This is a genomic window from Massilimicrobiota sp. An134, assembly GCF_002160815.1.
Classification (GTDB): domain Bacteria; phylum Bacillota_I; class Bacilli_A; order Erysipelotrichales; family Coprobacillaceae; genus Allocoprobacillus; species Allocoprobacillus merdigallinarum.
Map to the genome: position 1 here is coordinate 87,475 of NZ_NFLH01000005.1, position 14,205 is coordinate 101,679.

Genomic DNA, 14,205 nt, shown 5'->3' on the forward strand with positions numbered 1-14,205 from the left:
AACTCCTTGCTAATTTATTATACTGAAAAATATAAAAAATGATATTAAAATATAGATGAATATGTGTAAAATTGATTTAATTTAAATGATATAATGTTTAATATCTATTTATTCTTGATTTTCTATGAAATTATGATTAAAATGAAAATTGCTAAGTACCTTTAATTTTATATCTAAAATGTAGTTTTGATAATAGAGGAGGAACGGAGATGAATAACCAGGAAGTAATGATTTTTTTAACAAAAGAGGAGTTAAAAAGATTTATTACATTGCAGGAGAAAATATTTGATCAGGTAAGACTTGTAGACGTTAAAACAAACCAAATTTATTACTTGGATGAAGAAAAGGTCTTATGTGTTGAACCACACCAGTGTTTTGAATTTTGGAATAAAGAAAAAAAATGTCAGAATTGTAGTTCAGCTAAAGCTTTTACAACCAAAGGTCAAGTATGTAAATATGAATTTATTGACAGCCATATATATTTTATTATTTCAAAATATATTGAAGTAGAAGAAAAAGCGTTTATATTGGAAATGATTTCTCAATCTAATGATGAAACTTTTTATGCTGCACAAGGTCAAAATAAAATGGCCAAAATAATAACGAAGTTAAATTCAAGAATATATACAGATTCTCTTACAAAAGTCTATAATCGTGCCTATTATGATGAACAAGCAAAAGGAATTTTATCACAATATGATGGTGTTATGATGTTTGATGTAGATAAATTTAAAATGATTAATGATACATATGGTCATTTAGCTGGAGATGTTGTTTTAAAAGAATTAACAAAAGTTGTATTGTCAATGACAAGAAAATGTGATTCAGTTGTTCGTTATGGTGGGGATGAATTTTTAGTTGTTTTTAGAGATATTAGTGAAACAGCATTTAAAAAACGTTTATATCAGATTCGAGATGCTGTAAAACAAATTAAGATAGAAAACTATCCTGATATTGATTTGTCAATCAGTATTGGTAGTATTTATTGTCAAAAACAACCACAAAAAAGCCTTATAGAAAATCTTGATAAATTGCTTTATAAAGTAAAACATGATAAAGAATCAATTTGTTTTAAGCTTTATGGTGATTGTAAGGACATGTAGAGTAAAAATGAAAAAGAAATTAAAAGAAGTTATTGTTGTAGAAGGAAAAACAGACACAGCAGTGATTCAAAAATTATTTGATGCAGATACAATAGAAACACATGGTTTAGCTTTAGATGAAGCAACATTGGACTTGATTGAGGAATTAGAAAAAACAAGAGGAGTTATTATCTTGACCGATCCTGATTATCCTGGTATGCGTATTCGAAATATGATTATGGAAAGAGTTCCTCATGTTAAGCAGGCTTTTGTAGATAAAAAAGATGCTATTGGGAAAAAGAAATTGGGGATTGCTGAAGCAAGAGAAGAAGCCATTATACAGGCATTAGAAAATGTTGTGAGCTTTTCTAAAGAAAGTCAGTCATTGACATGGGAAGAATTTATTTCTTTAGATATTATTGGTGATAAACAAAAAAGATTAGCTATCTATGATTTGTTTCATCTAGGTTATGGAAATGCGAAAACATTATTTAAAAGATTAAATATGGCTGGAATTGAAAAAAAGGATATTTTAGAAAAATTAAATAAATAAAATCGTTTTTATACTTTGTTGATAAGAAGACATGAATGTTACTTTTAAGATACACCTTATTAATATCGTTTTTTATAATCGATATTAATAGCTAAATTATTTATGAAATGATCAAACAAGCTTTTTATCATCATTGTACTTAAATGATACATGTTTAAAAAAATCGCCTAAGTCAAGTAGACAGTGGCGATTTTGTTGTATAGTTTAAATTTTGTATAAGCAGTTAAGCATTTTTAATTAAATTGATTTTCTTGATTTGAGAAATACCATTTATGACTCTGCTTTGACTCAAGGCTTTCCATACAGGAAGAGTAATACAAAAATCAATAGAGCTATGGATCATTGTTCCTAAACCTACAAGACCAAAGACCATATAAACAAATGTCTGTAAATCCATACCGTTGCCATAATAGAATGGAATGACAATGATCATTTCACTTAATGCATGAATAAGCGCAATCATAAGATTGAATTGTAATGTTTTAAGAGGCTTTTCAAAAATTTGAGGTTTTTTCTGAGCGTATTTTGCTCCTAGATAAGCCCAAATGACATGAGTAAGAGCTCTCATGACAACAACAAATGGGAAACCTGCCATAAAGAAACCAAGTGTTGTTCCTAAAGCAACAGCAATGGCTACAGCTGGACTAATAAAGATGGCTATCATGACAGCAACATGTGAAGCTAAGGTAAAAGACATTGGTCCAACAATAATTTTGGGCATTAACATAGGAATGACTGTTCCTACAGCAATTAATAATGAAGCTAAAACGAGTATTTGCATATGTTTATGTGATTTCATATTTCTACATCTCCTTGTCAATTAATGTGTCAAGACACATGTTATGACTTATTATATTCAAAAAAGAAAATGTGTCAATAAAAAAAAGAAGAATTAAATCTCCTTCTTAAATAAATATCCTTTTTCATCTAATGCACTGACAATACGTTGATATGTGTCTTCATTTGGACATTGAATCGTGTGTAAATGCAAACCATCAGTTAATTGACTTAAAGGTTTAGCCTGATTGTTATTGACTTTTTTTATAAATTGATCAACATCATAACGAGATGATAAATGTAATTTACCAGTGAGTTGTCCATAGACAGGATGATCCACAATAACATCAATAGCACATCCACCCAAATCCACAATCGTATATAATTCATCAGCCATTTGTTCTTGAGAGTGATTGACCGCAATGGTATAAGTTTGATTTTGTTGTTTAGAATCTAATATATAACCTCTTGGTGTCGCAATAATATTGGTTCCACTGGCACGTATTAATGCCACATCACCGACAATGATTTGTCTGGAAACGCCAAGTTTTTTTGCCAGTGTAGATGCTGATACAGGCTTATCGCTTTTTTTGATTTCTTCAATAATTTTTTCTTTTCTATCCATAATGTTTTACCTCACAACAAATTATAAATGATTTCAACCATAAAATAAAGTAGAATAAGTCTATAAGATGTCGTTGGTGTCATATCTATTTACAATGGTATAAAAAGGCATAAAATGAAAAAGTGAAAGGAGAGAGGAAATATGAAAAAAACATTTCTATCCAAATTAAAACCGTTTCTTGGCACTTTTCAATTGCATTTAGATGAAAACACAGAATTCGATTATTTTATTGTTTTTAAAAATGCAGATAATATTTCTTTGAAAGTATTCAATCAAATGGGAAGATGGACTCATTATGGTCAAAAATCAGTGAGAGGGTGGTCCTCTTTATCTAAAGAACAAATCAAAGCATTTGTTGTGGAGCATTTGAACTGTAAAGATGATGAATTTGAAGTTTTCAATGCTCATAATGAATTATTTAGAATGAGATTTTAAAGTTATATAAAAAGGAGGAATCATTAATGAAATATATTGTAGGTAGACCTAAAATCAAAACAGCTTTCACATATGTTTTGTTTATTTGTGCTTTTGGAGTCAGTATATTTATTGCTGATGCATGGGAAGGAATGCAAATTGTAGGTATACTGATTATTTTGGTAGGAATATTGATTGTTTTTCCAGGTATCAGTTATTGTGAGTTGATGTGGAAAGTTGATCAAAATGTTTTACAATACACTTATCATGATAATATGCTGATGAAGATTTCGTCTTTCTTTAAACATCTTTTGCATACACATCGTATAGAATATCAAATGACAATAGAACTCAGTCAGATTGATTATATTGCCATCACATATGCGAAAGTTCCACGTTTACCTTATGGAGCCATTGGTTATGATGTCTGGTTTCATGTGCATATGTATGATGGCTCTATATATAGTTTTATAGCTTTAACATTATCAGGCAGAAAAGATTTTAATCAGGCTGTTGATTTCATGAAGGAACAAGGTATTCATTTTAAAGATGGTTATCATATCTTGGATGCATTACATTCTCATGAACATCTTTCTTATTACTTAGAAAGAATAGATAAGGAGCAGTCAAAATGATTAGAGTTAGCATTTCTTCAAAAAATAATCAAGTGATTCAACAATTATTTGAAAAGTTCTTTCAAAAAGAACAGTTAGAATATCAAATTGTTTCTTATTCAAAAAATACGCATCAGGATATTTACATTTTTGAAATCCACCAAAGGGAAGATTTAAAACTGATTGAAGAACAACCACATTTTGATTATGCATTGTACTATGTCATTGGTCCTAAAGACTATGATTTGATTAGTGAATGTATGAGATTAAAAGTGAATCTTTATTTTTCAAAAGAGTCATTAACAGAAGACTTCAAAAAGTATGAAGTGACTATGCTTCATGATATTCAGGATAAATTTCAATACTATCAATACCAGAGAAATGGTATTGTATCTCAGATTCGTTTATCGCATATCTATTATGTAGAATCATTAAGACATCAGATTATCATTCATTCTATTAATGGGACAATGGTAGAAAGAAAAAACTTAAAAGCTTTTCTAGATACAATTCAATCATCACAGTTTATCCAAATTCATAAATCATTTATTGTCAATAAACAATGGATCCAAAATATTTTTTCTGATCATGTTTTATTAAAGAATGCTGAAACATTACAAATTGGTAGAGCTTATAAAAGTCATATTCAATTATTATAAATCATAAAGACAGGGAGGCGTTATTATGCTAAGTGTAAAGAGTGATATGGGCATGACTGCCATTCAAAGATATATCAATAAAAAAGCGACAAAAGGCTATTGTTTAAAATCAATCGTTCCATTTATATTATTTCCACCATTACATTTTCTGGTGTTTACTTTTAAAAAATCAGATAAAAAACAGATTGGATATCTTGTTGAATATCAAAGATTCGAAGATGATTCTTTAGAAAAGACATATATTCAAGATATGAAAGATCAGGGATGGACATTATTTACAAATGTGCCTGTCAGTTTTAGAAATAACGGTGAATTTATTTTTTATACAGATCAAGCTTCATTAATATCACAGATCAAAGTCACAAGAGAAGATTTGATAAGAGATGCACAATTACAATTTCAACATGGTTGTATTTTAGCTTGTTTATTTGTTATCTTTTTTTCAATCTTTCCCCTTTCAAATTATACAAATACTTTTCTAGGATTTGTATCTCATTATTTCTTTTTGATTATAGCATTAGCGACAATCCTATATGCATCTATTAAATATATTTTAATCAAAAAATCAGTCCTCAAATAATGTGGAGTTGAGGTCAGTTTCAAAAAGTATCATTCAAAACTTTGGGTTAAGATTGATACTTTTTTTATTGCCTGAAACAGGTTGCTTTTCTTTTGGATGAAATTAGATTATAATAAGTTTTAGGTGAGAGAATGAAAGATATTGCAAAAAAAGCGAATACAATGTATTTATTAGAAAAATACAATATGAAAGCCACAAAGAAGTTTGGACAAAATTTCTTAATAGATTTAAATGTCATTCAAAAAATTGTGGCTTGTACGCCTATTGATCAACAAACTTGTGTTATTGAAATTGGTCCAGGAATAGGAGCTTTAACAGAACAATTGTCTTATCAGGCTGTTCATGTTGTGAGCTATGAAATTGATACAAGATTAAAAGCTGTTTTAGAAGAATCATTAAATGAATGTTTAAATGTAGAGATTATTTTTCAAGATTTTTTAACAGTTGATTTAAAACAAATAGTTAATCATTATAGACAACAATATTCAAAGATTTGTATTGTAGCAAATCTACCATACTATATTACATCAGATATTTTAGAACATATTATCACTTCTCAGGCAGATATTGATAGTGTACATGTTATGGTTCAAAAAGAAGTGGCACTGAAATTAACAGATGCTTCTTATCATAGTCCATTGACTTTTATGATAGAAAGTATTGGTCAAGCTTCTTTAGATATGACAGTTTCTAAAAATGTATTTTCACCTGCTCCAAGAGTAGATAGTGCAATTTTATCTATTATGATGGAAAAGACATATAACCCACTTTTAACACAGATTTTAAAACAGGCTTTTACACAAAAAAGAAAAACAATCTATAATAATTTAAAAGATTTGTTTTTAGAGGATACAGAAAAAATATTAAATGAATGTGGTATTGATTTAAAAACAAGACCAGAACAATTAACGATTGAAGATTATATAAAACTCACACATTATTTATAAATTCATATGATATATGGGTGAGGTTTATGAAAATTGGAGATTATGTTGTCAGGAAAAAATATAATCGCGATATATTATTTGAGATTTTTGATATTAAAGATAATATTTATTATTTAAGAGGTGTAGAACTGAGGTTGATTGCAGATAGTGAGTTGGATGATTTAGAGTTGAGTGAAGTTCAGCCACAGCTAGAAGATGGTTTTGTGATGGAAAGACATCCTGTGATCAGAGGAAAAGTTTTACATCTTGATGGTGATGAAAAATATTTGAAGATGTGTCAAAAGAAATATGAGGAATTAAAGATTAGGGCTGATTGTTATTATATGAAAGAAAGTGAGATGCCTGATCGAGTGATAGAATTATTAGAAAAACACAAGCCTCAGATTTTAGTCATTACTGGACATGATGCGTTAAGAAAAAATGCTGATAAAAGTATTGGACAGAATTATCAACATTCATTAGATTATATGGCAGCAGTGAAAAAAGCACGACAGTATCAGGGAGATAAAGATGCCTTAATTATTATTGCTGGAGCATGTCAATCGTATTATGAAATGTTACTGGCGAGTGGAGCTAACTTTGCTTCCAGTCCTAAACGTATGAATATTCATGCTTTAGATCCTGTTTATATTGCCAGTCTGGTTGCTAATGAGAGTGTGAGAAATTATTGTGATATTGAAGATATTATCAATCATACATCGCATAAACAAAGTGGTATGGGTGGTATTGATACAAGAGGTGTCGCAAGAAAAATATATCCAACGAGAGGATGAGAGAAATGAAAATAAGAGCTTATGCAAAGGTCAATTTAGCATTAGATGTTGTCAGAAAAAGAGAAGATGGGTATCATGATTTAGAGATGATCATGGCACCTATTACATTACATGATTTAATTTATATTGAAAAGATTGATCATGGTATTCAAATCACTGCAAATACCAATCGTATGCCAACAGATCAAAGAAATATCATGTATAAAGTTGCACAGTTACTCATAGAACGTTATCAAATTCCTTATGGAGTCAAGATTCATATTTATAAACATATTCCTACACAAGCAGGACTCGCTGGAGGAAGTGCGGATGGTGCAGCTGTTTTAAAAGCGATGAACCAAATCTTTCAATTAAATCTATCATTGGAAACATTGGCTGATATTGGTAAAGAAGTAGGAGCAGATATACCATTTTGTATTTATGAAAAAACAGCTTTAGTGAAAGGAATTGGAGAAAAGCTTGAATTTATTTCAAAGGATTTTCATTGTTATGTACTATTGGTTAAACCTAAAAAAGGAGTATCCACAAAAAAATCATTTGGTATGTTAGACTTAAAAAATGCTGAGCATCCTCCAATCATGGATATGAAAGAAGCTATTGAAAATAATGACTATCAGGGGGTTGTCAATTGTTTAGGAAACACTCTAGAAGAACCATCTTTAAAGATAGTCCCTGATATATTAAAAATTAAAGAAGAAATGAAAGAATTAGGGTTTGATGGCGCTTTAATGTCTGGAAGTGGTTCTTGTGTATTTGGTTTAACTCAAGATCAGGAGTTGTTAGAAAAAGGGTATCAGTTCTTTTTGAATAGATATGCTTTTGTCAGAAAAACAGAGATTTTAAATAAGGATTCACTGAAGTTATAAATAACTAACTTTTGTTTTTGTAAAAAAGTATGGAAAAATATGGGTATGAACGAAAGTATTTCCCTGTTTCCTCTTTTTTTTTATATATTTTTTTGTTAGAATAGTGGCGATAAGGAGAGAAAAAAATGAAAGTATATGCTATTGTATTGGCTGCTGGTAAAGGCACAAGAATGAAGTCTGATAAACCAAAAGTAGTACATGAAGTATTATATAAGCCAATGATTAATCATGTTGTAGATGAATTAAAAGCTTTAGGTGTAGATGAAACAATTGTGATTGTTGGTCACGAAGCTGATCAAGTCAAAGCAATTGTGGATGATGTCACTTTTGTTGATCAAACAGAACAACTTGGTACAGGTCATGCTGTATTGCAGGCTAAAGATATTTTGGCTAATCGAGATGGAATGACTCTTGTTTTATGTGGTGATGCACCATTGATTCGTAAAGAAACATTAAAAGAATTTATTGCGTATCATCAAGAATGTCATAATCAGGCAACAATTATGAGTGCTGATTGTGATCCAAGTACGCATTATGGAAGAATTATTAAAGAAAATGGTCAAGTCACAGGAATTGTGGAATTTAAAGATTTATTAGAAAGTCAAAAAGATATTACTGAAATGAATACTGGAGAATATTGTTTTGACAATAAAGCATTATTTGAAGCATTAAGTCAAGTGACAAATGATAATGCGCAAAATGAGTATTATTTGACTGATGTTATTGGAATCATGAATCATCAAGGTTTAAAAGTAGATGCTTATAAGATTGATGATTTTGATGAAGTTGGTGGTATTAATGATCGCGTAGCATTAGCTCAGTCAACACAGTTTTTAAGAGATCGTATTAATCGTGAACATCTTTTAAATGGAGTGACGATTGTTGATCCATCTAATACGTATATTGGTAGAGATGTTGTGATTGGACACGATACAATTATTGAACCAGGATGTATTATTAAAGGGAAAACAGTGATTGGAAGTCATTGTCATATTGGACCATATTGTGAATTTACAAATATGGAAATTAAAGATAATGTTGAAATTAAATTCTCTGTTTTAAGTGATTCAATTATTGAAAGTGGTGTAGATATTGGACCATATGCAAGATTGAGAACAAATTGTCATATTCATGAGAATGCACATTTAGGTAACTTTGTAGAAATGAAAAAAGCTGACTTTGGTGCAGGAAGCAAGGCTTCACATTTAACTTATGTAGGAGATGCCCAGGTTGGTCAAGATGTTAACTTTGGTTGTGGAACAATTACATCTAACTATGATGGTAAAAATAAATCACTCACAAAGATTGAAGATAATGTCTTTATTGGATGTAATACCAATTTAGTGGCTCCTGTCACAGTGAGAAAGAATGCTTATATTGCAGCAGGATCAACAATTACTAAAGAAGTTGATGAAGATGCGATGGCAATTGCGAGAGCTAGACAAGAAAATAAACAAGGTTATAGTAAGATATTAAAAGAAATACGTGAAAAAGAATACGAAAGACGAAATAAAAATAAAAAATAAGGAGAATATGGGGTAAAAATGAAAAATAACATAACAATATTTGCTTTATCATCTAATCAGGAATTAGCACATTCAATGGCTGATATTTTAGGGACAGAAGTTGGGAAAAGTAAAGTTCATCATTTTGCAGATGGTGAAATCTTAGTTGAAATTGAAGAATCAGTACGTGGAAAAGATGTCTTTATTGTACAATCAACATCAAATCCAGTGACTGAAAACTTAATGGAAATTTTGGTTTTAACTGATGCTTTAAAACGTGCATCAGCAAAAGAAATTACAGCAGTTATACCATATTTTGGTTATGCTAGACAAGATCGTAAGGCAAAGCCAAGACAACCAATTACATCACGTTTAGTTGCTGACTTATTAACAGTAGCTGGGGTTGATAGAGTTGTGACAGTAGACTTACATGCACGTCAAATTCAGGGATTCTTTGATATTCCAGTTGATGAAATGGAAGCTTTACCTCTTATTTGTAGATATATTAAAAATAAAAATATTGAAGATTTATGTGTTGTATCACCAGATCATGGAGGAGCAACGCGTGCTAGAAAAATGTCAGAAGCATTGGATTGTCCAATTGCAATTATTGACAAAAGACGTCCTAAACCAAACGTTGCTGAAGTTATGGGTATTATTGGGGATGTTGCAGGTAAAAACTGTGTCTTAATTGATGATATGATTGATACAGCTGGTACAATTGTGGCTGGAGCACAAGTCTTAAAAGAAAAAGGTGCTAAAGATGTTTATATTGCTTGTACTCATGGTGTATTATCAGGACCAGCAGTAGATAGATTAAAAGATTGTGTCGCAAAAGAAGTTATTATTACAGATACAATTGCTATTCCAGAAGAAAAACGTTTTGATAAATTAGTACAAATCAGTGTAGCTGAATTATTAGCATATACAATTGAAAGTATTGAAAATGATTTACCTGTTAGTGATGTATTCCAACATTTTGATTTTAAAGGATAAGAGGCATAAGCCTCTTTTTTTGTTAAAAAGTGGAATTTAACAGAAATAAAAGATGTATTTATAAAGAATAATGGACTTGTCAATCAAGAAAAAATGACGTATAAATGAATATAAGGAAGCGAACAGAAATAAAACTGTTCGTCGTAAGGGAGATGATTAAAGATGGTGTATATGACTGCAAAAGAAGCAGCTAAAAAATGGAATGTATCAATACGACTCATTCAAAGATATTGTTCAAATGGGCGTATTAAAGGAGCAAGAAAATCAGGAAATGTTTGGGAAATTCCATGTCATGCAATAAAACCAACAGATCCAAGAAGAAAAGAAGAAGACAATGAAACTGATAAAAAACCATCTTTTCAAAATCTCATGCCACTCATGAATACGCCTTTTCAACCAGGGGAGTGTAAAAAAAGACTGAATAGTATGAAAGAAGGAGCTAGAAAAGATATTGCATATGCTGAATATTATTATTTTCGTGGAAATCCTCAAATGGCAGCACAAATGGCTAAGCAATATTTGACTTGTTCAAATACAGAGTTACGTCTATCAGCTTGTCTGATTTATGCGTTTTCAAATTTGTCCATAGGACAAATTGAACAAGCCAAACAAGTGTTAGAAAAGATTAAAAGTACATTAAAAGAGGATAAAGAGAGAGCTCAACAAATCAAAGTCATTGATGCTTTTATTGCGATGGCAGCAGCAGTTCTTTTGCATTTACCACTTCCAGAAGATATACCATCCATGCAAGAATTTATACCGATTTTACCATTTGGATTAAGATCATTTGCACTATATGTGGAAGCACATTATCTTTATTTGCAAAAAAACTATGAAAAAAGTATCGGAATGATAGAAGCTGCACTAGCAATGGGAGCCAATCAATATCCAATCCCTGCTATTTATCTGCATTTGGCAGCTGTTATGGATTATATGAGCCTCAAGCAGTTAGAAAAAGCAGAAAACCATCTCTTGATTGCTTGGAAACTCGCACGCCCAGATGATTTGATTGAAGGATTCGGTGAACATCATGGACTTTTAGGGGGTATGCTAGAAGCCGTCATTAAGCCAAAATGGCCAGAAGATTTTAAACGTATTATCTCTATTACCTATGAATTTTCTGCTGGGTGGAGAAAGATTCATAACCCTGTAACGGGTCATGAAGTAGCAGATGATTTAAGTACCACTGAATTTGCAGTCGCAATGCTTGCTGCTAGAGGATGGACAAATTCAGAAATAGCTAAACATTTAAATATTTCAGCCAACACTGTTAAAACTCATATCTCACAGGCTATAAAAAAGCTACATGTAGAAAACAGAAAAGATCTAAAACAATATATGCTTAAATAAAAATGCTCACCTATATTCAGGTGAGCATTACCCGTTTTAGCCCTATAAACGGGTGATAGATATATCTTATCTATTTTTGTATAATAAAAGTATAAGATATACATAAAATATTTCCTAACTAACACAAATAATAAAAACATAATTCATAGTGTTTAGTATCATTTTTATAATTGCAAAATCATCAATAAAACAAGGAGGAAACAAGATGAAAAAAAGAATTTTAAGCCTGTGCATGATCTTGGTCCTGTGCTTAAGCTTGCTGCCCGCCACAGCGCTGGCGGCCGCGCCAGACGGACAGGTGCTTTATGTAGGTGGTGTGCAAATCTCTTCTACCGGCTACTGGACAACAGACAGCGAAGGGAATGTCACCGCATACACAGGCGAAGGCACACCGTCGGACAACTATATCCATTATGACGCAGACACCAATACTCTGACCCTGCACAACGCCACGATTAAAGAGGAAGTACCCTATAATACCAGCACTTATGTCGCTGGCGCTGCCATTGGCGTGCACAATCAGAACGGCGCTGCGGAGTTGACAATCACATTGGAGGGCACCAATACAATCGCAGAGGTCGGCAAGGGGATCTATGTGTTGGCCAATTCTACTGGCGGCGCCACCCTGACCATCACGGGCGACGGCAGTCTGGATGCCAGCGCCAGTCAGACTGGCATCTGGGTTCAGAGCAACAACGGCAATGGCACTTTGTTTATCCAGAACGCCAAGGTTGAAACAACGGGGACCAATACCGCCGGCTATGGTGTTAATGTGCAATCCAGCAATAGTTCGACCGCCGCTCTGACTGTGGATGGCGGCAGCCTGACTGCCAGCGGGTCTCCAGGGATTCTATATGATTCTATCGGCAGTGGTACCGTTCCTAAAACTACGGCCTTAACCATCAGCGACAGCGCCATCGTGGACGCAAGAGGGGGTGGGATCGGTGCCGGAAGTACTACAAATCTCCAGCCAGTGCTCCCTTCCGGTGACGGCACCGTCTTTGACGGTAAAGAAGGTATTGTGTACGGCGATGTGACCTTGCAGGAAGATTTGATTATTGGTGATGGTGAGAGTCTAAAGTTAGCTGATAATAATGCGAGGTTGGACGCAAATAACCATAATGTAATCGTGGACGGCGGCACGGTAGATGATAGTATCAAGAACAGTTTGGGCGACAGTGTGAAGTATACGCCAACGATAATAACTACAAGTCTGTCAAATGGTATTGTAGGGCAACCTTATAGTGTTACTCTCAGTGCTACTGGGACTGATTCGATTACTTGGAGTCTTGCTAATGGTAGTAAGTTACCAAATGGTTTGACATTGAATGAAAATACTGGTGAGATATCAGGAACACCTATTGCAGAAGGTACAAGTACATTTACCATAACAGCAACCAATCATTGGGGTAGTGATGATAAAGAATTGAGCTTGACTATTGGTAAAATAGCTGTTATTGGAGTATCATTGGATAAGAAAACTTTGAATCTTACTGAAGGCAAAAATGAAACTCTTATCGCCACAGTGAAACCAGATAATGCTACCAATAAAAATGTGATATGGGAAAGTAGTGATTCAAATGTTGTTACAGTAGATAAGAGTGGAAATGTGACTGCTAAGAAGGCAGGCAAGGCTACAATTACGGTTAAAACGGAAGATGGTAACTTTATGGATACTTGTGAAGTAACAGTGATGCATGGCAATATGACTTATACTGCAGCAAATGCTCCTACTTGCACAGCAGATGGAAATACAGAATATTGGACTTGTGAAAGTTGTGGTCAGTATTTTAGTGATGTCAATGGGACAACAGAGATACAATTAGAGGATACTGTGGTTACTGCATTAGGACATTCTTATAAAGAAGTCAAATGGAACTGGATGGATAATGAAAACTGTACAGCAACCTTGATTTGTACAAATGATAAATCTCATAGTATAACAGCAAAAGCAGTTGTTTCTTCTATCGTAAAAGTACCAGCAACATGCACAAATATGGGAGTCACACAGTACAAGGCAACAGTAGTGTTTGATGGTCAAACTTATACGAATATTAAAGAAGTTACAGATCAAAATATGCTTGCTCATCATTATAGTGATGGTCGTTGTGTAATGTGTGGAGCTGAAGATCCAAATTATCAAAGGACCACAAAACCAATTGATGATAATATGCAATCTGATGATAAAGATAGTCAGACAACGACGACTGTCAATAATGATACCATAAAGTCAGTAAAGACAGGAGATATGACTTATTTAACAGGATGGTTTTTCTTATTAAGTGTTTCAGCATTTATAGGTGCAATTGTATTTTATAAGAAAAAGAAAACTGAATAGATATTTTTAATAGAAGTGAATCATTTGCCAGTTATAGTATTGGTAAGAAGCAGTCTTATATCATCATCAAAATCAAGACTGCTTTTTTTGTTTTTTTAATAGATGTTGTATGATAATGAAAATATG

15 protein-coding genes are annotated in these 14,205 nt (G+C 32.4%); 13 read left to right on the forward strand and 2 right to left on the reverse strand.

Translation table 11 applies throughout. The annotated features are described in order from the left end of the window. Nucleotides 1-209: 209 nt before the first annotated feature. Nucleotides 210-1,103: a GGDEF domain-containing protein gene (locus B5E79_RS03725; protein ID WP_087297021.1), complete on the forward strand. Its 894-nt coding sequence runs from the start codon at nt 210-212 to the stop codon at nt 1,101-1,103. A gap of 7 nt (nt 1,104-1,110) precedes the next feature. Further along, a complete protein-coding gene (gene rnmV, locus B5E79_RS03730; RefSeq protein ID WP_087297022.1) occupies nt 1,111-1,635 on the forward strand; it encodes a ribonuclease M5 in 525 nt (174 codons plus the stop codon). Nucleotides 1,636-1,858: 223 nt separating this feature from the next. On the opposite strand, the gene B5E79_RS03735 is transcribed toward rnmV, so the two are convergent. Next, nucleotides 1,859-2,434, reverse strand: a complete 576-nt coding sequence (locus B5E79_RS03735) for a hypothetical protein (protein ID WP_087297023.1) — start codon at nt 2,432-2,434, stop codon at nt 1,859-1,861. A 93-nt stretch (nt 2,435-2,527) separates the two neighbouring features. Then, nucleotides 2,528-3,037, reverse strand: coding sequence for a transcription repressor NadR (locus B5E79_RS03740; protein ID WP_087297024.1), 510 nt, complete (start codon nt 3,035-3,037; stop codon nt 2,528-2,530). A 141-nt stretch (nt 3,038-3,178) separates the two neighbouring features. Between B5E79_RS03740 and B5E79_RS03745 the strand changes: the two genes are divergently transcribed. The 11 genes from B5E79_RS03745 to B5E79_RS03795 all read left to right on the forward strand — a co-directional run bounded on the left by B5E79_RS03745 (nt 3,179) and on the right by B5E79_RS03795 (nt 14,079). Beyond that, nucleotides 3,179-3,472 (forward strand): hypothetical protein, encoded by a 294-nt coding sequence (locus tag B5E79_RS03745; RefSeq protein ID WP_087297025.1) that lies wholly within the window; start codon nt 3,179-3,181, stop codon nt 3,470-3,472. 26 nt (nt 3,473-3,498) lie between these two features. Further along, nucleotides 3,499-4,086 carry a hypothetical protein gene (locus tag B5E79_RS03750; RefSeq protein WP_087244640.1) on the forward strand — a complete coding sequence of 196 codons (588 nt, stop codon included), beginning with the start codon at nt 3,499-3,501 and terminating at the stop codon, nt 4,084-4,086. Continuing rightward, nucleotides 4,083-4,724: a LytR/AlgR family response regulator transcription factor gene (locus B5E79_RS03755; RefSeq protein WP_087244639.1), complete on the forward strand. Its 642-nt coding sequence runs from the start codon at nt 4,083-4,085 to the stop codon at nt 4,722-4,724. The genes B5E79_RS03750 and B5E79_RS03755 overlap by 4 nt, the downstream gene beginning before the upstream one ends. 25 nt (nt 4,725-4,749) lie before the next feature. After that, the gene (locus B5E79_RS03760; RefSeq protein ID WP_087297026.1) at nt 4,750-5,304 is read left to right on the forward strand and encodes a DUF2812 domain-containing protein; all 555 of its coding nucleotides are present in this window, start codon (nt 4,750-4,752) and stop codon (nt 5,302-5,304) included. A 131-nt stretch (nt 5,305-5,435) separates the two neighbouring features. Then, nucleotides 5,436-6,251: a 16S rRNA (adenine(1518)-N(6)/adenine(1519)-N(6))-dimethyltransferase RsmA gene (gene rsmA / locus B5E79_RS03765; RefSeq protein ID WP_087297027.1), complete on the forward strand. Its 816-nt coding sequence runs from the start codon at nt 5,436-5,438 to the stop codon at nt 6,249-6,251. Nucleotides 6,252-6,277: 26 nt separating this feature from the next. Then, nucleotides 6,278-7,024: a sporulation peptidase YabG gene (locus B5E79_RS03770; RefSeq protein WP_087297028.1), complete on the forward strand. Its 747-nt coding sequence runs from the start codon at nt 6,278-6,280 to the stop codon at nt 7,022-7,024. A gap of 5 nt (nt 7,025-7,029) precedes the next feature. Beyond that, nucleotides 7,030-7,890 (forward strand): 4-(cytidine 5'-diphospho)-2-C-methyl-D-erythritol kinase, encoded by an 861-nt coding sequence (gene ispE, locus B5E79_RS03775; protein WP_087297052.1) that lies wholly within the window; start codon nt 7,030-7,032, stop codon nt 7,888-7,890. A gap of 125 nt (nt 7,891-8,015) precedes the next feature. After that, nucleotides 8,016-9,416 (forward strand): bifunctional UDP-N-acetylglucosamine diphosphorylase/glucosamine-1-phosphate N-acetyltransferase GlmU, encoded by a 1,401-nt coding sequence (gene glmU, locus B5E79_RS03780; RefSeq protein WP_087297029.1) that lies wholly within the window; start codon nt 8,016-8,018, stop codon nt 9,414-9,416. A gap of 18 nt (nt 9,417-9,434) precedes the next feature. After that, complete coding sequence (locus B5E79_RS03785) at nt 9,435-10,391, forward strand: ribose-phosphate diphosphokinase (protein WP_087297030.1); 957 nt, start codon at nt 9,435-9,437, stop codon at nt 10,389-10,391. A 162-nt stretch (nt 10,392-10,553) separates the two neighbouring features. Continuing rightward, nucleotides 10,554-11,741, forward strand: coding sequence for a LuxR C-terminal-related transcriptional regulator (locus B5E79_RS13955; protein WP_087297031.1), 1,188 nt, complete (start codon nt 10,554-10,556; stop codon nt 11,739-11,741). A gap of 205 nt (nt 11,742-11,946) precedes the next feature. Further along, nucleotides 11,947-14,079: an Ig-like domain-containing protein gene (locus B5E79_RS03795; RefSeq protein ID WP_087297032.1), complete on the forward strand. Its 2,133-nt coding sequence runs from the start codon at nt 11,947-11,949 to the stop codon at nt 14,077-14,079. The last annotated feature ends 126 nt before the right edge of the window (nt 14,080-14,205 follow it).